Below are 22530 nucleotides of genomic sequence, written 5' to 3'. Positions count from 1 at the left end.
CATCAGTGCGGGTGTGCGGCGGCCACGGCCATCCACAGGGCGGTCAGCGCCAGTGCCAGCCCCATCGCACCGTTGAACCAGCGCACGCGGTTGCCCTGCATCAGCCACTGCCGCAGGGACGCGCCCAGCACGCCATAGGCGCCGTTGCTGAAGAAGCCGAACGTGGCGAACAGCGTGCTGACCAGCAGCACACGCTGGCCCAGCGACGGCGCGTTATCCATATAGGACGCGGCCACGGCCAGCGCCATCATCCACGCCTTGATGTTGGCGAACTGCATGGCGATCGATTGCCAGACGTTCATCGGCTTGAGCACGTTCTTTTCGGCCAGCGACGTGCTGCGCGCGATGCGCAGCGCCAGCCAGAGCAGGTACAGCACGCCCACCACGCGGATGGCTGCCGCCAGCATCGGACTGGCCAGAATCAGCGCGCCCACGCCGGTGGCGCACAGCGCGATGATGCTGGCGAAGCCCACCGACACGCCGATGCAATGGGGCAAGGTGGCGCGCAGGCCGAAATTGGCGCCGGTCACGGCCGCCACGGTGGTGTTCGGGCCGGGCGTGAAGGCGCCCACGGCCAGCAGCGTCACCAATGCCAGGAACTGGGCCATCGACAGGCCCGTGAGCCAGGTTTCCACGCCGCTCATGCGAAATTGACGACCACGCGCCGGTTGGTGCGGCTCTTCTTCTCGATCTTGGTCACCACCATCGCGCCGATCTCGCCGGTGTTGGCCACGTGCGTGCCGCCGCAGGGCTGGCGGTCCACGCCGGGGATGTCGACGATGCGGATCGTCGACGTGCCGGCCGGCGGCGCGGCACCGATGGTGCGCACCAGGTCGGGCTGGGCGGCCAGTTGCTCTGGCGTGATGCGGTCGATGTTGACCGGCGTCTTCGCGTCGATCAGCGCGTTGAGCTGTGCGGTCAGCACGGCCTTGTCGAGCGTCGATTCGGGCAGGTCGAAGTCGATGCGTGCCGAATCGGGCGAGATGCTGCAGCCGGTGACCGGCACCGGGATCAGCGACCCCAGCAGGTGCAGGCAGGTATGCAGGCGCATGAGCCGGTGGCGGCGCGCCCAGTCGATCCTGACCTCCACGCGGTCGCCAACGGCCAGCGCGGGCGCGTCGGGGGCGGGCACGTGCAGGATGCGGGTGCGGTCATCGGCGTAGACCGTATCGGCCAGCGCCACCACACGGCCGTCGGCGGTATGCAGCGTGCCGGTGTCGCCGGCCTGCCCGCCGCTGCGCGCGTAGCACACGGTCTGGTCCAGTTCGATGCCCGCGTCGCTCACCGCCACCACGGTGGCCTGGCAGTGATCGAGATACGCGTCGTCGTCGAAACGCTTGGCGGTGGTGGCGGACATCGGGGGCTCCTTGGGTGTGTCTTGTCTTGGGGATCAGCGCAGGGTCTTGACGCCCGCTGGGGTGTCGATGTCGGCCGTCAGCAGCGGCGGCCCATCGGTCTGGTCGATCTCGATCAGGTGTGCGGCGCCTAGCCACGCCAGCCCCTGCCGCAGCAGTTCCGCATGCGGATGCTGGCCGCGCAGCCGGCGCAGGGCCAGGTCCTGGCGCGGCAGGCTGACGCCCGGGTGGCTCGCCACGTCCCACTGGATCAGCGTCGGAAACAGGCCATCGCCGGCGCTGGCGGCCTCGCCACGCCACGCGGGCAGGCTGCCGTCGTCGGGCACGGTCAGGCGCCAGTGCAGCGCGCCGCGATCCATCGGGATGGCCGGCGCGATGCGATCCGGGTACTGCGATTGCCAGCGCGACAGGTCGGCCGGGCGCTCCACGCGGGCCGCCCAGTGCGCCAGGAACGGGCCGTCGCGCAGCCGTTGCTGGATCAGGTCGCTGTCCAGCCCGAACCAGCGCGGGCGATCCGGGGCCGGCGCGGCCGGGTCGATCGCGATCACTTCGAGGTACATCCCGCCAAACAGCCCCAGCACGCGGTTGTGCGTGCCCATGCGCGGATGGGCGCCGCCGCCTTGCGGGGCGATGCCAAGCAGGTGGGCGACATGCTCGGCACCCGACTCCAGGTCGGGGGCGGCAATCACGAGGTGGTCAATGGCGAGTTTCATCGTTGGTTGATGGTAGTCAAGCTTGTCGGTACAGTACCGATACAGTTCAGCAAATCGTCTTCAGTACAGTTGCGGGAGCGCCACATGGAAGGCAGCCAGAAGAATCGCCAGGGCGGCAATGATAGTGCCTCGAATGTCACTTCGGGCGGCGGTACGCGCCCGCTGCGGCTGGTGATGCCGGCCGCCGGCCATCCCCACCTGCCCGATCCCATACCGTCGGCCCAGATGACGCTGGTGGAGCAGCTGACCGAATGGGCGCGGCTGCGCATCGACGAGCGGGTATTCCGGGCGGGCATGCGGATGCCGTCGATCCGCCAGCTGGCGTCGGAAAAAGGCATCTCGCGCTTTACCGTGGTGGAAGCCTACGAGCGCCTGGTGGCCCTGGGCTACCTGGAATCGCGCCGGGGGTCGGGGTTCTATGTGCGCGACCGCGTGCCGCATCCGGCAGCGGCGCCGCTGGCGTCCCCGTCCATCCGCAATGTGGACGTCACCTGGCTGCTGCGCAGCATGTTCCACTCGGCCGAGAGCCACAAGGCACCGGGCTGGGGGTTCCTGCCCACGGAATGGCTCGATGGCGAACTGCTGTCCGGCGCCATGCGCAGCCTGGGGCGCCAGCCGGGCGGCCATTTCCTGTCCAGCGGCACCCCCATGGGCTTCCTGCCGCTGCGGCAGCAACTGCGCACCCGGCTGGAGGAACTCGAAATCGGCGTCACGCCGGACCAGATCGTGATGACATCGGGCATCACGCAGGCCTTCGACCTGATCGCGCGTCAGTTCCTGCATCCGGGCGATACCGTGGTGGTCGGCGACCCGGCCTGGTTCGTGATGTTTGCCCGCTTTGCCACGCAGGGCGCCAATGTGATCGGCGTGCCCTACACGGCCGATGGCCCCGACCTGGAGGCGCTGGAGCGTATCGCCCAGGCGCATCAGCCCAAGCTGGTGGTGGTCAATTCGGTGCTGCACAACCCCACGGGCACGTCGCTGTCCGCCGCGCGGGCGTTCCGGCTGCTGCAACTGGCCGAGCAGTACGGCTTCACGATCGTCGAGGACGACATCTATTGCGACCTGTGCCCGCCCGGCCATGCGGCCACGCGGCTGGCCAGCCTGGACCAGCTCAGGCGGGTGATCTACCTGGGCAGTTTTTCCAAGACGCTGGCCGCAAACCTGCGTGTGGGCTTTATCGCCGCCAGCCCGGACCTGGCCGTGACCCTGACCGACAGCAAGCTGGTGACGGGCATGGCCACGCCCGAAATCAACGAGCGCGTGGTCTACAAGGTGCTGACCGAGGGGCACTACCGCAAGCACACCGAGCGCGTGCGGGTGCGGCTGGACCGTGCCCGCGACGCGACGCGCGAGCAGCTCGAGCGGCTGGGCCTGCGCATCTTCCCGGGGCAGGTGGCCGGCATGTACCTGTGGGCCGATACCGGCGTGGATACCAATGTCATTGCGACGGCAGGGCACGAGGAAGGCTACCTGTTCGCGCCGGGCAGCCTGTTCTCGCCGTCGCAGATGCCGTCCACCTGGACCCGCTTCAATGTGGCCAGCAGCACCGATCCGGGCATGCTGCGCTTCCTGGCCGGCCAGATGGAGCGCCTGTCGGGCCTGCCGGCCGGCGCCGGCACCTGATCCACCGGGCGGGGGCTTGAAATCGCCCCGTCCCGTCCCTATTTCCTGCGCCATCGACCCGCTCCGGATACACGGGGCCGGGCACCTTGCGCATAGATCCGTTTTCAAGAGGAGAACCATGACCGCACCGCACGAGACGATGAGCTTCCAGGCGGAAGTGAAGCAGTTGCTGCACCTGATGATCCACTCGCTGTACAGCAACAAGGAAATCTTCCTGCGCGAGCTGATATCGAATGCTTCGGACGCCACCGACAAGCTGCGCTTCGAGGCGATTGCGAATCCGGCCCTGCTGGAAAACGACGCCGACCTGGCGATCCGCATCGAAGCCGACCCGGCCGCCCGCACGCTGAAGATCACCGACAACGGCATCGGCATGAGCCGTGACGAGGCGATCCGCAACCTGGGCACCATCGCCCGTTCGGGCACCAAGGAATTCTTCCAGCAACTGTCGGGCGACCAGCAGAAGGACGCCGCGCTGATCGGCCAGTTCGGCGTGGGCTTCTACTCGGCCTTTATCGTCGCGGACAAGGTCACCGTGGAAACGCGCCGCGCCGGCCTGGCTGGCAACGAAGCCGTGCGCTGGGAAAGCGCCGGCGATGGCGAATTTACGATCGATGCGATCGACCGCGCCGAGCGCGGTACCACGATCACGCTGCATCTGCGCGAAGGCGAGGACGATTTCCTGTCGTCGTACCGCCTGCAACACATCATCCGCAAATATTCGGACCACATCTCGCTGCCGATCCGCATGCCCAAGGAACAGTGGGATGCCGAGGCCCAGCAGCAGAAGCCCACGGGCGAGTGGGAAAGCGTGAACCAGGCCAGCGCGCTCTGGACCCGCAACAAGTCCGATATTTCCGACGAACAGTACCAGGCGTTCTACCAGCACATTGCGCACGATCACGAGGCGCCGCTGGCCTGGACGCACAACCGCGTGGAAGGCCGCAGCGAGTACACCCAGTTGCTGTACATCCCGGCCCGCGCGCCGTTCGACCTGTGGGACCGCAATCGCAAGGCCGGCCTGAAGCTGTATGTGAAGCGCGTGTTCATCATGGACGACGCCGACCAGCTGCTGCCGTCGTACTTGCGCTGGGTCAAGGGTGTGGTGGATTCGGCCGACCTGCCGCTGAACGTGTCGCGCGAACTGCTGCAGGAAAGCCGCGACGTGAAGGCCATCCGCGAAGGCTGCACCAAGCGCGTGCTGTCGATGCTGGAGGCGCTGGCCGACAGCGAGGACGAAGCCGATCGCGCCAAGTACAAGACGTTCTGGGAACAGTTCGGCCAGGTGCTCAAGGAGGGCATGGGCGAGGACCACGCCAACGCCGAGCGCATCGCCCGCCTGCTGCGCTTTGCCACGACCCACAACGGCACGGCCGAGCAGTCGGTGTCGCTAGGTGACTACGTGGGCCGCATGAAGGAAGGTCAGGACAAGATCTACTACGTCACGGCCGATACGTGGGCCGCGGCCAAGTCGAGCCCGCATCTTGAGGTGTTCCGCAAGAAGGGCATCGAGGTCGTGCTGCTGACCGAGCGCGTGGACGAATGGATGCTGTCGTACCTGCACGAATTCGACGGCAAGGAACTGGTGTCCGTGGCCCGCGGCGACCTGGACCTGGGCGCGCTGGCCGACGAGGCCGAGAAGGCCGAGCAGGAAAAGGCGGCCACCGAATGGAAGGACGTGGTGGAACGCGCGAAGGCCGTGCTGGAAGGCAAGGCCAAGGACGTGCGCGTGACGCTGCGCCTGACCGATTCGGCGTCGTGCCTGGTGTCCGACGAGGGCGACATGAGCGGCTATCTGCAACGCCTGCTGAAGCAGGCGGGCCAGAAGGCGCCCGATGCGCAACCGATCCTGGAACTGAACCCCGAGCACGCGCTGGTGAAGAAGCTGCGCGACCTGCCCGAAGGCGAAGGCTTCACCGACCGCGTGTTCGTGCTGTTCGACCAGGCCCTGCTGGCCGAGGGCGGCATGCTCGACGACGCGGCGGCCTATGTGCAGCGGGTGAACCGCCTGCTGGCCTGATCCCTGCGCTGTCGTGGTTTGACGCGCTGGCCGTCTCCCCCGGCCCCTCTCCCGCAGGCGGGAGAGGGGAGCACACCGAAGGCATCCTCAAGTGCTCGTGGTGGTTTGCGCCCCTCTCCCGCAGGCGGGAGAGGGGAGCACACCAAAGGCATCCTCATGTGCTCGCGGTGGTTTGCTCCCCTCTCCCGCGAGCGGGAGAGGGGCGGGGGAGAGGGCGGGCCGCTCCATGTCTCACCACGCTGAATGATGACCACCAAACGCTGCTTCCCTCCGGTTGTCGACCCGCACACCCGCGTGCTGGTGCTCGGCAGCCTGCCGGGCGAAGTGTCCCTGGCTCAATCGCAGTACTACGCCCACAAGCAGAACCGTTTCTGGCACCTGATGGGCGACGTGCTGGACGTGGAGCTGGTCAGCCTGGACTACGACAGCCGGCTGGCCAGGCTACGCCAGCACCGCGTGGGCCTGTGGGACGTGGTGGCAGAGGCGCGCCGCGAAGGTAGCCTCGACAGCAGCATCCGCGATCACCAGGGCAACGACCTGATCGGCCTGATCGCCACCCTGCCCAATCTGCGGGCGATTGCCTTCAACGGCGGCACCGCCGCAAAGATCGGCGAAAAGGCGCTGGCCGGACATGGCGACCCGCACGCCATCGTAAAACTGCCATCCAGCAGCCCCGCCTACACGCTGGCGTATGCACAGAAGCTGATTGCGTGGCAGGCGCTGCGCGAGTGGCTGGCCTAGTGCGCCACGCTGTTATTCAAACTTTGGCTGCGTCGCCGCATAGCTGGGCCGCGCACGCATGACGGCATGGCCGCGCCGGATATTCGGTCGCGTCTCCAGCAGCGCCTGGCTTTCCGGGAACATCCCCAGATACTCGACGATCGGCGCGAAGAACAGGTCGGCCATCGACAGCGCATTGCCGACCAGGAAATCCCGGCCACCGTACGCCTGTTCCAGTGCATCTAGCTGTTTGGCCATTTCCGGCACGGCGGCGTCGATGGTCTGGCGGTCGGGCTGGCCGTTTTCACCCTTTGGAAACACGTACTGCAGCACGTAGCGGCGCACCATCGTGTCGTAGGCGTGGCAGTTGATCAGGCTGATCCATTGCTCGCAGCGTGCGCGGGCGGTGGGGCCGGTCTGCGGGATCAGGTTGGTGCCGCCGAAGACGTCGTTGATATAGCTCAGGATGGCCCGGGTTTCGTAGAACTCAATCGGGCCGTCGGCGAAAGCCGGAATGCGGCCGAACGGGTTATGGGCCAGCAACGCCTCGTCGCGCGGGGTGATCGGGTCCAGCTTGTAACGCAGCCCCTTTTCTTCCAGCGCCAGGCGCACGGTGCGCACATAGGTGCTGCGGGCGTCGCCGTAGACGGTCAGCGTGCCGGCGCTGCCCTCCGGGTCCAGGTAATCGACGAGGTTGTTGAACACCGACTGCCAGCCGCTGACATGGGCATCGCGCATCGCCGTATCGGGGAAGCCGCTGTGCCGCATATGCATGTGGGTGCCGCCGTCCCTGTCGGTCAGCGTCACCTCGATCAGCGTGCGCATGCCGGCCGGCAGTTCGGCGCCGCCTTCCCATTCCCACGTGTACGCCAGGAAGTTGGCCCGGTCGAGCGTCTGGTACTGGCCGTTGACGATGTGCTGCTCGCCGTCCCGGGCGCCGATCACCAGCCGGTATGCCCCGCCTACCCGGGCATCGGCACGCGCTTCGAGCACGGTCATGCCGCGCGGGCAATGCCAGGTGGCCAGCGCGGCCTGGTCGGTGAAGGCATCGAACACGCGCTCGCGCGGGGCGCGGATCTGACGGGTCATTTCCAGATGAAAGGTCGCGGCTTCGCTCATGACTTGTTCCCCTGCTTCGATGTGACATCGGTGTCGGATTGCGCCTGCTCGACAAAAGCCACCAGCCTGTCGAGGTTGTCTTCCCAGTGCCGCCGGTAGGTCTCCAGCCAGCCGTGTGCATCGCGCAGCGCGCCCGGCCGCAAATGGCAGATGCGCCAGCGCGCATTGACCTCACGCTCGATCAGCCCGGCATCGGCCAGCACGCGCAGATGCCGGGAAATGGCCGGCGCCGACATGTCGAACGGCCGCGCCAGTTCGCTGACCGGCGCCTCGCCTTGCGCCAGCCGCGCCAGAATCGCGCGCCGCGTGGGATCGGCCAGCGCGGCAAACACGGACGAAAGTGGATCGGTAACATTGGGCATGCGGTCATTTAACGCATTGGTTAAATGAAGATCAAGCGGTGTTACAACTCGGTTCGCCGGGAAAGCGGCCGTGCGGCGGATAGCCGGAACGGCGAGGGAGTGGGGGAGGGGGAGGGAAAAGCGTCCGGCCGGAAAACCTGCTCCGGCCGGAACGCCGGGCCTCTCGAAGAGAGAAAAGATGCGGCCGTTCAGGCCGTCGTATTGACGTTGTTGCCGGTGCTGGTGCCCGTGGCTTGCTTGTAGGCCTCCGTCAGCTTGGCCATGGCTTCGGACAGTGCGGCCTGGGTGGCCGTCGCGCCGGCTTGCAGCGTGGCCACCGTGGTGGCCTTGGTCTGGTCGTCGGTCGGGGCGGCCTGGGCGGCCTGAATTTGGGCCATCTGGGCGGCCAGTTGCTTCTGCAGCGCTTCGATTTGCTGCTTCAGGGCCTTGATCACGGCCGATTCGCTGTCGTCGCTGCTGCTTTGCGCGTCGGCTGCGCCGCCGGGCTTGCCCGCGCCAGCCGGGCCTGCGATACGGCCGCCGGCGTTGGATGATGAGGCGGAGCCCGAAGCCGAAGCGCCCTGTGAGGCGCCGGTGGCCTGGCCGTCGCCGGTCTGCGCGGCGGTGTCTTCGGTGGGTTGCGTGAAGCGGCGGGTGTTGGTGCCCGTCGCGTCACTGGCCACCATGACCTGAGGGGTAACGCTGCTGATGGTTGTCATTGTTGGAGTCCGATCGAAGAGAGAGCCCACATCCTTCTTCGGCCATCCATCGTGAAAACTTTAGCGATGCGGGCGCGGTCTGATCGGCATCTGTCACAATCGCGGCTGTCCGGCGTATCGGACGCCCCCGCACCTTACTGGATTCCCATGTTGTCTTCGCTCGGTTTCGGCGGTATTGGCGGCATCGGCCTGCATGTCATCGTGGCGATCTTCTTTGCCGTGCATGCCGTCCGCACCCACCAGAACATGTACTGGCTGCTGTTGCTGTTCCTCTTCCCGGGGCTCGGCAGCGTGGTCTATTTCTTTGCGATCTACCTGCCGGGCCTGCGCCAGACCCGCGGTGCGCAGGTGGCCAAGCGCGCCATCGGCCAGATCGTCGACCCGGGCCGCGCCGTGCGCGAGGCGCGCCAGGCGTTCGACCGCGCGCCGACTGTCGACCATCGCATGCGCCTGGGGGCTGCCCTGCTTGATGCAGGCCATCCGGCCGAGGCGCTGGAGCACTACGAAGCGGCGGCCAATGGCCCGTTTGCCTCCGACCCGGCGCTGCTGGAAGGGCTGGCCCGCGCGCAACTGGCTACGGGCCGTCATGCCGAGGCCCAGGTCACGCTGGAAAAGCTGTTCGCGGGCAATCCCCGTGCGCGCGAACAAGCCGATCCTTCGCTGCTCTACGCCCGCGCACTGGCCGCACAGGGTGCACCCGGCACGCGCGACGCCTTCGAGCGGGCGCTGACCAATGCCAGCGACGTGGCCGCGCGCTGCCTGTTCGCCGACTGGCTGGCGAAGCAGCCCGAAGCGGCCGACCGCGAGCGCGCGAAGTCGCTGTATTCCGAAATCGTTCATGACGCGCGCCACTGGCCGCGTCATGCCCGCGAACACAATCGCGAATGGCTGCAGCGCGCGCAAGCCGCGCTGGGCCAATGATCCGCGCCCTGGGCGCACTTTTTTCTTCCATGACGCTTCTGAAACGCAAATCGATCGAGGCGGTGGCCTCGCGCCGCCCCGCACGCGGCAACCGTGAGTCCTCGCGCAAGAACCTTTCCAAGGACGCCGAAGAAAAGCGCATGACGCCGCGCTTTGCGCCGGTGACGTTTTCCGAGATGGATGGCGTGCGCTACCTGCATTTCGGTACAGAGTGGGTGCAGGGCGCCATGCGCCTGCGCAAGCCCGAAGCCATCGAACTGGAATACGCGCAGCAAATGATGGCCTGGCTGCTGTTCCAGTCGCCGTCGTCGGCCGATTTCCATGTGGCGCAGCTGGGCCTGGGCGCGGCCGCGCTGACCAAGTTCTGCCATCGCCATTTCGCCAAGGCAAAGGTGACGGCTGTCGAACTGAACCCGGCCGTGATCGTGGCAGGCCGCAGCATGTTCGGCCTGCGCGAGGACGACGCCCGACTGACAGTGCGCGAGCAGGACGCCTGGGATTACGTGATGGATGGTGCCAATACCGCCGCCATCGATGCGCTGCAGGTGGACCTGTACGATGCCACGGCACGTGGGCCGGTGCTGGACACCACGGCGTTCTACCGCGCCTGCCGCCGTGTGCTGAAGGCGCCCGGCGTGATGACCATCAACCTGTTCGGCGACCACGACAGCTTCCCGAAGAACATCGAGCGGATTTGCGACGCCTTCGACAATCGCGTGCTGGTGTTTCCGGAGGTGCACGATGGCAACATCATCGCGCTGGCGTTCAACGGCCCGGCGATCGATGTGTCGTGGCAAACGCTGGAAGCCAGGGCCGATGTGGTCGAGGCTTCGACCGGCCTGCCGGCCCGGGATTGGGTCAGGAAACTGCGCGTGGCGAACGCACGGCAGGAAGAACGGCTGGTGATCTGAGGGAAGGCTGCGCTCTCCCACCTTGGGTTGGGGGGAGAGGGCGTTCAATCTACGACACGTCGCAACGTGACCCTCAACGCCCTCTCCCCCAGCCCCTCTCCCGCCAGGCGGGAGAGGGGAGCAAACAGTCAGCAGTCGAGTCTCTCACTCCTTGTGGAAGAACTGGGCCAGCGACCATTCGTCGGTGCGCGCCTCGTACTTCAGGCCCTTGCGCATGGCCCACATCGCGAGCTGGCTGTGCGACGGGATGATGGCGTGGTCTTCCAGCGCGAACTTCGCGGCCGTGCGGGCGTTCTGCTCGCGGTCCTTGTCGCTAGACACCGTGGTCAGCGATTTCTCGATCAGCTGATCCAGCTTCGGATTGCTGTACTTGCCCCAGTTCCACGTGCCATAGCCGGTCTTCGGGTTTGGCGTGCCGGTGATCGAGCGTAGCGCGACGTCGGCGGCGGCCGAGCCCCAGCCCAGCATCTCGAACGCGAAATCCCCCTGGCGGGCGCGCGTGAAGTAGGCGGCCACGGGCAGCGTTTCGACCTTGGTCTGGATGCCGATGCGCGTCAGCATGCCGGCGGTGGCCTGCGCCACCTGGGCGTCGTTCAGGTAGCGATTGTTGGTGGCGTGCAGCGTCAGCGCGAAGCCGTCCGGATAGCCGGCCTGGGCCAGCAGCTTCTTCGCGCCTTCCACGTCATAGGCGTCGGGCTTGGTGCCCGGATGGCCGAAGATCTGCGGCGAGACGATCGACGACGCCGGCACCGCCAGGCCTTCCATGATGCGGCTGACGATGGCATCGCGGTTCAGCGCCTTGCTGATCGCGGCGCGCACACGGACATCCTTGAACGGGTTCTTGCCCAGCGGCTTGCCGGCCTTGTCGGTGACGAACGGCGGGTTGTCGCGCGACTGGTCCATCTGCCAGAAGATGGTGCGCCACGACGTGGTCTGCTCGATCTTGAACTTCGGATTTTGCTTAAGTTTGGCGACGTCCGCGGCCGGAATGCTCTCGATGACATCGACATCGCCCGCCAGCAGCGCGGCGGTGCGCGCGCCGTTATCGGTCAGGATGCGGAAGATGGCGCGGTCGAATTCCGGCTTCGGGCCCCAGTAGTCGGGGTTGCGCTGCATCACGATTTCCTGGCCTCGCGCGAAGCGCACGAACTTGTACGGCCCGGTGCCAATCATGGCCTTGCCCGAGTCGAAATCGCCCTGGCTCAGGTCCGCCGCCATCTTCTTCGGCATGATCGGCACGCTGTTCAGATCGTTGGCCAGATTGGCGTAATTCGGCACATTCATCGTCAGGCGCACCGTCAGCGCGTCGGGCGTGTCGATGCGGGCGATCGGCTTGGTGTAGCTGGTGAACGAGCCCGGGGCGTTGGTCAGCTTCTCGGGGCGTTCCAGCGACGCCTTGACGTCTTCGCTCGTGAACGGCGAACCGTCGTGCCACTTCACGTTGGGACGCAGCTTGATCTCCCAGGTGATGGCGTTGACCGGCTTCCAGGACAACGCCAGGCCGGGAATGTAGCGGGCGTTCTTGTCCATGAACACCAGCGACTCGAAGATATGGAGCGCGATGGCGTTGTTGGGGCCCGCGTTGTTCCAGTGGGGGTCCATCGACGTGACGTCGGCGGCCAGGCCGATGCGCAGGTCTTCCGCGTGGGCGGCGTGGACCGGGATCAGCGTCAGCGCGGGGGCGCCCAGCGCCATCGAAAGGGATGCTTGCAGCAGCGTGCGGCGGATCATGAGTGGGCTCCTCGTACGGTGTTGGCCGCTATTGTGCCGTCAAATGTACTTCCACGTCCGGCACCTCCGCGATGGGTGCGGCGCGGATGCCGGGCGGGGCAGGGCGCCCGGTACAATCGCGCCCATGTTTGCCAATTCCCGCACCATTTCGTCGGCGCAGACCGATATTCACGAGCATCTGGCGGCGCGCGTCCAGCGTCATCTGGCCGAGCCGTTCCGCAAGCCCATCGGCGCACCGAGCCAACAGGCGTTTGATGCGGCCATGAAAGCCTGGCAGCATGCCGGCGGCAAGCCGCTGATCATCGATGCCGGCTGCGGCATCGGCGAGAGCACGCTGCGGCTGGCCACGGCGTTTCCCGACCACTACGTGATCGGCATCGATCAGTCGGAAAAGCGATTAACCGCGGGCAAGGACTGGTGGGATGCCGAGATGCCGGTGAATTATCACTGGGCGCGTGCCGATCTGGTCGATTTCTGGCGCCTGCTGCAGCAGGGCGGGGTGCATGTGGTGCGGCACTATGTGCTGTATCCGAACCCGTGGCCGAAGATTGGCCACCTGGGCCGGCGCTGGCAGGGGCACGCGGTGTTTCCCGCGCTGGCCGCCTGCGGCGACTACCTGGAGTGCCGCAGCAACTGGAAGATCTATATCGACGAATTCGCGGCGGCGCTGACGCTGGTTGGACGCCCGGCCCAGACCGAACCCTGGCAGCCGGAAACCCCGATGACCCCGTTCGAGCGCAAGTATGGCGCGTCAGGGCATGGGCTCTGGCGCTGCACCAGCGTGCGGCTGGCATGAAAAAACCCGCCGTGACGGGCGGGTCTTTTCATGGAAGTGCGATGCCTTAGTGGAACAGCGGCTGCTGGGTCGGGGCATCCTCGGGCAGTTCGGCGTGGACGATCTCGCCGGAACGGTCCGCATAGAGCGGCGTACCGCAATCCTCGCAGTATTCCGGATCGAACAGCGCGGCGTGGCGGAAGATGTCCTCGACGCCGGCGTTGCGCAATTCCTCGCAGATCTGCTCGACCGGGTTGCCTTTCTCCTCGGCGTCGATCTCGCCGGATTCCCGGCCGTACACCGGCCAGACAATGCCGTAGATCACGTCCTTCTCGCCGCGCATCGTGAAGCCCACGCGGTATTCCTCGACCACTTCCTCGCCAAAGCCGGCCACCACGGCGGCCAGCTGGCCGGCCGGAATGTCGAGCGTGCCGCACAGGTAGTTGACGGCCGCGCGCACGGTCAGCGGACGGATGCTCTTGTCCGATTCCCGGCACGACAGGAAGAAGGCGTCGGGCAGCAGCAGTTCGAACTCGCAGCCCGGCAGCAGCACGGCCACGGTCGGCTGCACCTGGTTGCGCCATTGCTCCAGGCAGACCGAACGCTCGGCGTGGTGCTCCTTGGCGTCTTCCTGCCAGCGGAACAGCGCGCCTTCGTGCGGTGCCACCACCACGGCCAGCAGGTAGCGCGGATCGGCCAGGATCGGGGCGGTCTCGGGCAGGTCCTTCAGGTCCACCTTGGGCATCGATCCGGCCAGCGCGGCCGACGCCAGCTTGTGCGTCAGCGCGAACGTGTCGCTATGGCTGCGCGGCAGCTGGTCGATGCTGTAGAGGTAGGGCGACAGGGCCACCTTGGTACTGGTGGCCAGCACGTGGGCCTGCAGGTGTACCGCCAGCGTCTGCGCCAGTTCGGGCTTCAGCGCGCCGGACGGGATGGCGTAGCGGGTATGGGCCAGGATCGGGGCGGCAATCAGCAGGGCGTCATGCTTGACGCCGTCGATCTCGATCGTTGCCGATTCGGCCAGCGTCTCGGCCTGTTCGGCCAGCACGTCGGACGCGTCGGCATTGTGCTTGAACAGGTGTTCGAGCGCCGCGTCGAGGGCGGTCTGGCTGCCGTTCTTCAGCAGGCGATAGAGCCGCTGGGACAGCCGCCGCTCCCAGTATCCGTCCTCCATGCGGCTGCCCGAGGCGTCCAGGGCCAGTGCATCGGCCACCAGTCGCTCGGCGTCGGGCGAGAGTCGGGTAGAAGACTTGGGGCGAAAACCTGCCATAGATAGAAAGCGTCCGTTTTTTCGTAAAACGGTATTCTACCCGCTGCGTTGACAGCCGCAGTTGTCGCGAACCCTTGTTTGGCCGCTTACTTCTGCGCGGCCGGCGCGTGCGATTCGGTGCTGTGCGATTCGCCGCCCATCGACACGTCGCCGCCGCCCTTGGTCAGCAGGTACAGGGCCGCGCCGGCAATGACGACGAATGCGATCAGGATCTTGGCCATCTGTTGTCTCCGAGTCTGTAGGTATCAGTTTCGCCGCAAGGCATGCCGACCAGTCTGGCAGCGCAGGCTTGCGCGGAACTTACGCGCCGGGGTGGGGATTACCCGAAAGCCACCCGCCCTCTTGCCGGCCCCATTGCCCCATCACCCGCGACTTCCCCGGGCGACATCCCCGGGCTGCCGTACAACAAAAAACCGCCGCCCCGCGTGAGCGGAAGCGGCGGTTCGGGCCGCCGGCGGAGCCGGCAGCGCAGGTTACGCCACCAGCAGTTGACGCAGCACAAACGGCAGGATGCCGCCGTGGTTGTAGTAGTCGACTTCGATCGGCGTATCGATGCGCAGCAGTACCGGCACGCGCTGGGTGTCGCCGTTGGCGCGGTGGATCACCAGCACCACATCCTGCTGCGGCTTCAGTTCGCCCTCGATGCCTTCCACGTCGAAGGTCTCGTTGCCGATGATGCCCAGCGACTGCACGCTGTCGCTGCCCTTGAACTGCAGCGGCAGCACGCCCATGCCGACCAGGTTCGACCGGTGGATCCGCTCGAAGCTGCGCGCGATCACGGCCTTCACGCCCAGCAGCTGGGTGCCCTTGGCCGCCCAGTCCCGCGACGAGCCGGTGCCGTATTCCTCGCCGCCGAACACCACGGTGGGCGTGCCTTCGGCGATGTACTTCATCGCGGCGTCGTAGATCGACATCTCGTCGCCGGTCGGCTGGTGCAGCGTGATGCCGCCTTCCACGCGCGACCCGTCGGCCTTCGGCGGGATCATCAGGTTCTTGATGCGCACGTTGGCGAACGTGCCACGCATCATCACCTCATGGTTGCCGCGGCGCGAACCGTAGCTGTTGAAGTCGGCCTTGAGCACGCCGTGCGACAGCAGGTACTTGCCCGCCGGCGACGTGTCCTTGATCGAGCCGGCCGGCGAGATATGGTCGGTCGTCACCGAATCGCCAAAAACGCCCAGTGCGCGGGCACCACGGATCGTCACGGCCTCGTTGCCCGGTTCCAGCGTGAAGTCCTGGAAGAACGGGGGTTCGGCGATATACGTCGAGGTCGGCCAGTCATACACCTGGCCCTTGGTGCCCTTGATGTTCGCCCAGAGCTTGCTCGGCTTCTTCACCTGCTCGTAGTTGCCCTTGAACGTCTTGGCGTCCATGGCGTACTTCAGCAGCGCGTGGATTTCTTCCGAGGTCGGCCAGATATCGCCCAGCCAGATGTCGCGGCCATCGCGGCCCTTGCCGACCGGCTCGGTCATCAGGTCGCGCGTGACCGTGCCGGCGATGGCGTAAGCCACCACCAGCGGCGGCGAGGCCAGGAAGTTGGCGCGGATGTTCGGGTGGATACGGGCTTCGAAGTTGCGGTTGCCCGACAGCACGGCGGCGGCCACGATGTCGTTCTGGACGATGGTCTCGTTCAGGGCCGGCGTCAGGTCGCCCGCGTTGCCGATACAGGTGGTGCAGCCATAGGCGGTCACGCCGAAGCCCAGCTTTTCCAGGTAGGGCAGCAGGCCGGCGGCGGTCAGGTATTCGGTCACCACGCGGCTGCCCGGCGCCAGCGACGTCTTGATGTGCGGCGCCACGTTCAGGCCGGCTTCCACGGCCTTCTTGGCCAGCAGGCCGGCGGCCAGCAGCACGCTCGGGTTCGACGTGTTCGTGCACGACGTGATGGCCGCGATCAGCACATCGCCGTTCTTGACCTTGACGCCGTCGGCATTGACGAATTCGCGTCCCAGCTCGGCGGCATCCTTGTTGAAGCCGTTTTCGGCCACCGGCTTCGAGAACAGCGACGCGAAGGTGCTTTTCACGTTACCAATCTCGATGCGGTCCTGCGGACGCTTCGGGCCGGCCAGCGACGGTGCCACGGTGCCCAGGTCCAGCGTCAGCGTCTTGGTGTAGTCGATGTCGCCGGCGCGCGGCACGCCGAACAGTTCCTGTGCGCGGAAGTAGCCTTCGAACGCGGCGATTTCCTCCTCGGTGCGGGCCGTACCCCGGAAGTACTCGATGGTCTTTTCATCGACCGGGAAGAAGCCCATCGTGGCGCCGTATTCGGGGGCCATGTTGCCGATGGTGGCGCGGTCCGGCGTCGACAGGCTGGCCGTGCCTTCGCCGAAGAATTCCACAAACTTGCCCACGACTTTCTCGCGGCGCAGCATCTCGGTGATCGTCAGCACCAGGTCGGTGGCGGTCACGCCTTCGCGCAGGCGGCCCTTCAGTTCCACGCCCACCACGTCAGGTGTCAGGAAGTACACGGGCTGGCCCAGCATGCCGGCTTCGGCCTCGATGCCGCCCACGCCCCAGCCCACCACGCCGATGCCGTTGATCATCGTGGTGTGGGAGTCCGTGCCGACGAGCGTGTCCGGATAGTAGACGCCGTCCTTGTTGTGGACGCCGCGCGCCAGGTATTCCAGGTTCACCTGGTGGACGATGCCGAAGCCCGGCTGCACCACGCCGAACGTGTCGAACGCCTGCATGCCCCACTTCATGAACTGGTAGCGTTCGTTGTTGCGCTGGAATTCCAGCTGCATGTTCAGGTCCAGCGCCTTCTTCTCGCGGAAGTGGTCGATCTGCACCGAGTGGTCGACCACCAGGTCCACCGGCACGAGCGGCTCGATCTTCTTGGGGTTCTTGCCCATCTTCTCGGCCACGTTGCGCATGGCGGCCAGGTCGGCCAGCAGCGGCACGCCCGTGAAGTCCTGCAGCACCACGCGCGCCACCACGAACGGGATCTCGTCCACGCGGTCGGCGGTGGGCTTCCAGTTGGCGAGCTGCCTGACGTGTTCCTCGGTGACCTTCTTGCCGTCGCAGTTGCGCAGCACCGATTCCAGCACCAGGCGGATGGAGACCGGCAGACGCTCGATCTTCACGCCCAGCGCGCGGCCCAGCTGGGGCAGCGAGTAATACTGACCCGAGCCGCCCGTGGCGAGTTTGAATTCCTGGAGGGTGTTATTGAGATTGTGGGGCATTGCCTGACTCCAATCGAGGGATGACGCGGGACTCTGCTTGTGGATGCTTATTCTTCAGACCCCGGTGCGCGGAAGGGTTCCGCCGCCATGCATGCGGCGCGGCCGGCAGGACCCGGACGCGCACCGTTACAACGATTCAGTGCAGCTGATACCCGCGCGGCGCCAGAGCGGCGCCGCGTGGGGTAAGGCAAGGTGAGACTTTACTGCTTCGGCGCGGCTTGTGCAGCAGGCTGGGCGGCGTCGGCCGGCTGGGCAGCCGGTTGGGCCGGCGCCATCAGCAGCGGCGTGGACACCGGGGCGCGCAGTGCGCCGGCCTGCGTCGGGGCCGCGCCGCCGGCCTGCATGTCGGCGTTCTGGCATTCGTCGGCCAGGCGCTGGCCCAGGTTCTTGTTGAACAGCATGGCCTTGCTCGGGATCACGACCAGATCCAGACCCGAGGCCTGATCGAAGTAGCGATCGGCGCCGGTGACGGTGCTCTGGCGCGGCAGGCGGTAGTTGCGGCCGTCCCAATGCACGGTGATCACTTCATCGCGCTGCATGTTGCCGCTGATCCAGATGGCATGGCCCAGTTCGCACTGCCACTTTTCGCCCGTGGGCTGCACGGCGGCGGGTGCGGCGGCAGCGGCCTTCGTCGACTTCTTGGCGGGCGCCTTCTTGGTGGCGGCCGGCTTCTTGGCCGGTTCCTGGGCCATTGCGGCGCCGGTGGTCAGGGTCAGGGCGCCAATGCAGGCTGCCAGCACGAGTTGTTTCATGTGGGTTCCTTCCGGATTGCTTGGGTAGTCAAAGGGGCTCGTTGTGGTGAACAGTCCGGGGGGCGCCACGCAGTGTCACGCGGCGCCCCGGCAACTTTCCGCCGCTATTCTCTACGATTTGTCTGACGGGGCGAAGCCCGTCGGACATTGGTTACACAATCGCACGCGGATGGTTTGTCATCGGCCACTTGCAGGCGGAAATGAGCAGTTTTCGTGTGTGATCGCGTGATGTTGCGCTCAATCAAAGAACAGATCGCTCACGGGCGGCGGTAGCCGCGTGCCCGTGGCGTGGGCCCGCTGCAACAGCGACCAGTAATAGCGGTAGCTGGCGCGGTCGTGCAGCTGCCCGTCGTGGCGGATCGGTGCCCAGTTGTTTTCATGCGCGGCCAGCAGGATCTGGCTGGCCGCCCCGATCTCGCGGTCGCTGGGCCGGAACGCGGCCACGATCGGCTCGATCTGGCCCGGGTGAATGCTCCACTTGCGCAGGTAGCCGAATTCGGCGCGGGCACGCAGCGCGTCGTTGCCGGCGCGCTCCGGCTGCTGCACGTCGGTGCTGACGTTGTGCGACGGCACCTTGCCATGCCGGTGGCAGGCGGCAGAGATCTCCAGCATGGCGCGACGGATTAGCGGATGTTCGAACTGCCCCGGCGATCGCATCGCGTCGCCCGGAATGGCGCCGTGGTGCGCCGAGACGAAATCCATCAGCCCGAAGCTCAGGCATTCCACCTGGACCAGCGATGCAATGTCGAAGGCCTGTTCCAGTGCGGAATGTGTCTCAATGAGCACATGAATCGGGATGTGGCGGGCGATGCCGGCCGCGCGGGCCACCTGGTTCACGTGGTCGGTCACGCGTGCCACTTCGACCACGTCGGTTACCTTGGGCACCACCACATAGGCCAGGCGCGCGCCGGCGGCGCCCACCAGGATATCCACGTCTTCACGCCAGCCCGGGTGCGCCGGGTCATGGATGCGCACGCCCACGCGGTTGTGTACGTTGTCGGCGCTATTGACCAGCTGCGCGCAGAGCAGGGCGTGCTCGCGCTCCAGCCCGACGGCGGCGCCGTCCTCGCAATCGAACGTAATGTCGAACACGGGGCCAAGCGCCTGCTGCAGGGCAAGCGATTTGCGCATGAGCTTTTCGCTGCCCGCATAGTGGTCGCAGACCGGCAGTTGCGCCGGAATGGCTTCGCCCTGGAACAAGACCTCGGATGGATGCACGTTGATATACGTATGGAGCGGTGGGTTATTGTGAAGACAAAACGGCTGCCCAAATGAAAAACCGGGGTCCGCGCCGATTTTCAGATCGATGCGGACCCCGGTTTCATGAGCGGGAGGCTCTGGCGAAGATCAGCCCAGCAGATGCTGCACGCCGGCACGCTCTTCTTCCAGTTCCTTGAGCGTGATGTTGATCTTTTCCTGGCTGTAGGCGTCGATTTCCAGGCCTTGCACGATTTCGTACTTGCCGTTGGCCGTGGTCACCGGGTAGCCGAACATGACGTCCTTCGGAATGCCGTATTCGCCGTTCGACGGGATGCCCATCGTGACGACCTTGCCGTTCGAGCCCAGCACCCAGTCGTGCACGTGGTCGATGGCGGCGTTGGCGGCCGAGGCAGCCGACGACAGGCCACGGGCCTCGATGATGGCGGCGCCGCGCTTGCCCACGGTCGGCAGGAACACGTCGTTGTTCCACACCGGATCGTTGATCAGGTCCTTGACGCTCTTGCCGTCGACGGTGGCGTAGCGGTAGTCGGCGTACATCGTCGGGCTGTGGTTGCCCCAGACGAACATCTTCTCGATCGACGACACCGGCTTGCCGGTCTTGGCGGCGATTTGCGACAGGGCGCGGTTGTGGTCCAGGCGCAGCATGGCGGTGAAGTTCTCGCGCTTCAGGTTCGGCGCCGACTTCATGGCGATGTAGGCGTTGGTGTTGGCCGGGTTGCCGACCACCAGCACCTTGACGTCACGGCTGGCCACTTCGTCCAGGGCCTTGCCCTGCACCGTGAAGATCTGGGCGTTGGCTTCGAGCAGGTCCTTGCGCTCCATGCCCTTGCTACGCGGACGGGCACCCACCAGCAGGGCGACGTCGGCGTCCTTGAAGGCAACCTTGGGGTCGTCGGTGATGACCACGCCGGCCAGCAGCGGGAACGCGCAGTCTTCCAGCTCCATCACCACGCCCTTGACGGCGGCCTGGGCTTGCGGGAGGTCGAGCAGTTGGAGGATGACCGGCTGGTCTTTGCCGAGCATGTCGCCATTGGCGATGCGGAACAGCAGGGAATAGCCGATCTGGCCAGCGGCGCCGGTGACTGCGACGCGCATTGGGGCTTTAGCCATGAGTAAGTCTCCAAACGAAAAGAGGGGGTAACCGGTCGGTGGCAACGGGCCATCCAGGGTATGGAGCGGGCCGGCGCATCACCGGAAGCTGGTTCGCGTGTCGCCACGGGGCAGGCGGGCGTCCGCCGGGAGCCCGCGGCCGGCCGTGCGGCCGCGACGAGGAGCGCGCGGGCCGTGGGCAGGCGTCGAGGGCGACAAGGCGTAAGTCTACTACTGCTGTGTGGTGCGCCGCATCCGCAAGGCTTCAAAAGGTGGGCAGGTAGCCCGGAGGAGACCTGGCGGAGGCGGTGGCGCGGACCTGCGCGAGTGTAGGGGGAGCCCTCATTGATGTCAATTCATATGTCTTATATAAGACATAAGACATTTCATAGTGCGCTGGACGCGATTCTCGCTTTTGTGGTTGAATCCGGGCTATGTCTTCCCTGCCTACGTCCCCGCTCGCCGCCGCCGCCAATGGTGCGCCGGAATCTGGCGCCCCACAGAGCGGTGCCGGGACGCAGCCGTCCACGCCCGCATCGGCCAATACGCCGGCCGCGGCGCCGTCCCCAACGTTCAGCCCACTCTACCAGCAGATCAAGGCCCTGATCATGCAGAGCCTGCAGACCGGCGAGTGGAAGCCCGGCGAAATGATCCCGAGCGAGATGGACCTGGCGGCCCGCTACAAGGTCAGCCAGGGCACGGTGCGCAAGGCCATCGACGAACTCGCCGCGGACAACCTGGTGGCGCGCCGCCAGGGCAAGGGCACGTTTGTGACGACCCATCACGAGGATGTGGTCAAGTTCCGCTTCCTCCGCCTGGTACCCGACGAGGGTGAACCCCATTACGGCGCCAGCCGCGTGCTCGAATGCAAGCGGCTGCGCGCCCCGGCCGAAATCGCCCGGCTGCTCGATATTCGCACCGGCGACAGCGTCGTGCAGATCCGCCGCGTGCTGACCTTTTCCAACGAAGCCACGGTGCTGGACGAAATCTGGCTGCTCGGCGCCAACTTCAAGGGCCTCACGGCCGAGAAGCTCAACGAGTGGAAGGGCCCGATGTACGCGCTCTTCGAGGCCGAGTTCGGCACCCGGATGATTCGCGCCACGGAAAAGATCCGGGCCGTTGCTGCCGATAACACGGCTGCCGAGCTGTTGTCCGTGGCACCCGGTTCGCCGCTGCTGTCGGTGGAACGTGTGTCGTTCACCTACGGCGACCGCCCGGTGGAAGTTCGCCGTGGGCTTTATGTCACGACGCGCCACTATTATCAGAACGACCTGAGCTGAAGGGCCATGACCATGGAAAGTCTGTTCCGCACGCTGACTATTGTCACGCGTGTATGGGACGTGCGCCGACCATTGTCATTCATGAATGCAATGCTCGGACAAAGCGTGTCTGGAGTGGTGCGCACATTGTCGCGTGCGATTGTCGGGCACGCCGCGCTGGTGCGTGATAGGCGAAAATTATTGGTGCGGCGCGCAACAAAGGCGCTAAAATCACGTGGATTTGCTCCCCTGCATCCATTTGCATCCAGCGGACCCACACGCTTGATGCAATCTGGTGCATTCACGGTAACCGCTGTGCGGCGCCAATGCAAGCGGGGGTAATGGCAGTGTCGTTCTTTTGCAGTTTTCTTTTCATCGCAAATGGGGTCTCGCATGGCTGAAGCCGCCAAACAAGCCAGGCCGGAGTTCCGGAACATCGGTATCGCGCAAATCTCGCGCTACCGGTTGCCCTGGGCCGGCAAGGTATCCATCCTGCATCGCGTAAGCGGTGGCTTGATGTTCCTCCTCCTCCCTTTCATTCTGTACCTGTTCGAACAGAGCGTCACCTCCGAACTGAGCTTCGCCAGGTTCTCGGCCCTGCTGTCCAACGGCTTCGTCAAGCTGGTGATCCTGGCCCTGATCTGGGGTTACCTGCATCACTTCTGCGCCGGTATCCGCTTCCTGCTGCTAGACGTTCACGTCGGCGTCTCGAAGCCCGCCTCGGCCACGTCGGCCAAGGCCGTGCTGGTGGTCAGCCTGCTGCTCACCCTGGTTTTCGGGCTGAAGCTTTTCGGCCTGTTCTGAGGAGA

21 protein-coding genes are annotated in these 22530 nt (G+C 66.0%); 8 read left to right on the top strand and 13 right to left on the bottom strand.

Annotation, left to right across the window (positions count from 1 at the left end; genetic code table 11):
• Positions 1–2 precede the first annotated feature (2 nt).
• From AC3FJ6_RS02200 to AC3FJ6_RS02190, 3 genes are read right to left on the bottom strand one after another with little or no spacing between them, the layout of a single operon-like run.
• Entirely contained in the window at positions 3–644 is a 642-nt protein-coding gene (locus AC3FJ6_RS02200; RefSeq protein ID WP_488770506.1) for a LysE family translocator, read from the bottom strand.
• Positions 641–1357: an alanyl-tRNA editing protein gene (locus tag AC3FJ6_RS02195; protein WP_488770505.1), complete on the bottom strand. Its 717-nt coding sequence runs from the start codon at positions 1355–1357 to the stop codon at positions 641–643. Before AC3FJ6_RS02195 ends, AC3FJ6_RS02200 begins: the two co-directional genes overlap by 4 nt.
• 33 nt (positions 1358–1390) lie before the next feature.
• A complete protein-coding gene (locus AC3FJ6_RS02190) occupies positions 1391–2068 on the bottom strand; it encodes a VOC family protein (protein ID WP_488770504.1) in 678 nt (225 codons plus the stop codon).
• 84 nt (positions 2069–2152) lie between these two features.
• On the opposite strand from AC3FJ6_RS02190, the gene AC3FJ6_RS02185 reads away from it, so the two are divergent.
• The 3 genes from AC3FJ6_RS02185 (at position 2153) to AC3FJ6_RS02175 (ending at position 6455) form a co-directional block, all read left to right on the top strand.
• Entirely contained in the window at positions 2153–3694 is a 1542-nt protein-coding gene (locus AC3FJ6_RS02185; RefSeq protein ID WP_488770503.1) for an aminotransferase-like domain-containing protein, read from the top strand.
• A 118-nt stretch (positions 3695–3812) separates the two neighbouring features.
• Positions 3813–5714 carry a molecular chaperone HtpG gene (gene htpG, locus AC3FJ6_RS02180; protein ID WP_488770502.1) on the top strand — a complete coding sequence of 634 codons (1902 nt, stop codon included), beginning with the start codon at positions 3813–3815 and terminating at the stop codon, positions 5712–5714.
• A gap of 246 nt (positions 5715–5960) precedes the next feature.
• On the top strand, positions 5961–6455 hold the full coding sequence (locus AC3FJ6_RS02175) for a DNA-deoxyinosine glycosylase (protein ID WP_488770778.1): 495 nt from the start codon (positions 5961–5963) through the stop codon (positions 6453–6455).
• Between the two features lie 12 nt (positions 6456–6467).
• Here the strand turns inward: AC3FJ6_RS02175 and AC3FJ6_RS02170 are convergent, their stop codons facing one another.
• The 3 genes from AC3FJ6_RS02170 to AC3FJ6_RS02160 all read right to left on the bottom strand — a co-directional run bounded on the left by AC3FJ6_RS02170 (position 6468) and on the right by AC3FJ6_RS02160 (position 8613).
• The gene (locus tag AC3FJ6_RS02170; RefSeq protein WP_488770501.1) at positions 6468–7553 is read right to left on the bottom strand and encodes an SRPBCC domain-containing protein; all 1086 of its coding nucleotides are present in this window, start codon (positions 7551–7553) and stop codon (positions 6468–6470) included.
• Positions 7550–7915, bottom strand: a complete 366-nt coding sequence (locus tag AC3FJ6_RS02165) for an ArsR/SmtB family transcription factor (protein ID WP_153945470.1) — start codon at positions 7913–7915, stop codon at positions 7550–7552. Before AC3FJ6_RS02165 ends, AC3FJ6_RS02170 begins: the two co-directional genes overlap by 4 nt.
• Positions 7916–8103: 188 nt before the next feature.
• The gene (locus AC3FJ6_RS02160) at positions 8104–8613 is read right to left on the bottom strand and encodes a hypothetical protein (protein ID WP_488770500.1); all 510 of its coding nucleotides are present in this window, start codon (positions 8611–8613) and stop codon (positions 8104–8106) included.
• A gap of 147 nt (positions 8614–8760) precedes the next feature.
• Here AC3FJ6_RS02160 and AC3FJ6_RS02155 point away from each other — a divergent pair, with 147 nt between their 5' ends.
• On the top strand, positions 8761–9534 hold the full coding sequence (locus AC3FJ6_RS02155; RefSeq protein WP_488770499.1) for a tetratricopeptide repeat protein: 774 nt from the start codon (positions 8761–8763) through the stop codon (positions 9532–9534).
• Positions 9535–9563: 29 nt separating this feature from the next.
• Complete coding sequence (locus AC3FJ6_RS02150) at positions 9564–10445, top strand: class I SAM-dependent methyltransferase (RefSeq protein ID WP_488770498.1); 882 nt, start codon at positions 9564–9566, stop codon at positions 10443–10445.
• A 144-nt stretch (positions 10446–10589) separates the two neighbouring features.
• On the opposite strand, the gene AC3FJ6_RS02145 is transcribed toward AC3FJ6_RS02150, so the two are convergent.
• Complete coding sequence (locus AC3FJ6_RS02145; RefSeq protein ID WP_488770497.1) at positions 10590–12176, bottom strand: ABC transporter substrate-binding protein; 1587 nt, start codon at positions 12174–12176, stop codon at positions 10590–10592.
• A gap of 124 nt (positions 12177–12300) precedes the next feature.
• Here AC3FJ6_RS02145 and trmB point away from each other — a divergent pair, with 124 nt between their 5' ends.
• Positions 12301–12972, top strand: coding sequence for a tRNA (guanine(46)-N(7))-methyltransferase TrmB (trmB, locus tag AC3FJ6_RS02140; protein WP_488770496.1), 672 nt, complete (start codon positions 12301–12303; stop codon positions 12970–12972).
• A gap of 46 nt (positions 12973–13018) precedes the next feature.
• Here trmB and AC3FJ6_RS02135 read toward each other — a convergent pair whose 3' ends face one another.
• The 6 genes from AC3FJ6_RS02135 to AC3FJ6_RS02110 form a co-directional block, all read right to left on the bottom strand.
• Positions 13019–14221, bottom strand: coding sequence for a DUF2863 family protein (locus AC3FJ6_RS02135; RefSeq protein ID WP_153945464.1), 1203 nt, complete (start codon positions 14219–14221; stop codon positions 13019–13021).
• 86 nt (positions 14222–14307) lie between these two features.
• Positions 14308–14442, bottom strand: a complete 135-nt coding sequence (locus AC3FJ6_RS02130) for a hypothetical protein (RefSeq protein ID WP_400391630.1) — start codon at positions 14440–14442, stop codon at positions 14308–14310.
• A gap of 252 nt (positions 14443–14694) precedes the next feature.
• The gene (gene acnA / locus AC3FJ6_RS02125; protein ID WP_488770495.1) at positions 14695–17400 is read right to left on the bottom strand and encodes an aconitate hydratase AcnA; all 2706 of its coding nucleotides are present in this window, start codon (positions 17398–17400) and stop codon (positions 14695–14697) included.
• A 200-nt stretch (positions 17401–17600) separates the two neighbouring features.
• Positions 17601–18152: a hypothetical protein gene (locus AC3FJ6_RS02120; RefSeq protein WP_092594312.1), complete on the bottom strand. Its 552-nt coding sequence runs from the start codon at positions 18150–18152 to the stop codon at positions 17601–17603.
• Positions 18153–18389: 237 nt separating this feature from the next.
• Complete coding sequence (locus AC3FJ6_RS02115; RefSeq protein ID WP_488770494.1) at positions 18390–19370, bottom strand: HpcH/HpaI aldolase/citrate lyase family protein; 981 nt, start codon at positions 19368–19370, stop codon at positions 18390–18392.
• A 129-nt stretch (positions 19371–19499) separates the two neighbouring features.
• Complete coding sequence (locus AC3FJ6_RS02110; RefSeq protein WP_061959458.1) at positions 19500–20483, bottom strand: malate dehydrogenase; 984 nt, start codon at positions 20481–20483, stop codon at positions 19500–19502.
• A gap of 413 nt (positions 20484–20896) precedes the next feature.
• Between AC3FJ6_RS02110 and AC3FJ6_RS02105 the strand changes: the two genes are divergently transcribed.
• Positions 20897–21742 (top strand): GntR family transcriptional regulator, encoded by an 846-nt coding sequence (locus AC3FJ6_RS02105; protein ID WP_153945462.1) that lies wholly within the window; start codon positions 20897–20899, stop codon positions 21740–21742.
• A gap of 372 nt (positions 21743–22114) precedes the next feature.
• Positions 22115–22525 (top strand): succinate dehydrogenase, cytochrome b556 subunit, encoded by a 411-nt coding sequence (gene sdhC, locus AC3FJ6_RS02100; RefSeq protein WP_153945461.1) that lies wholly within the window; start codon positions 22115–22117, stop codon positions 22523–22525.
• The last annotated feature ends 5 nt before the right edge of the window (positions 22526–22530 follow it).

It is taken from the genome of Cupriavidus sp. 94F1, assembly GCF_057798875.1.
The sequence above is the reverse complement of the archived record's forward strand: the minus strand, read 5'-3'. Positions and strand labels throughout refer to the sequence as shown.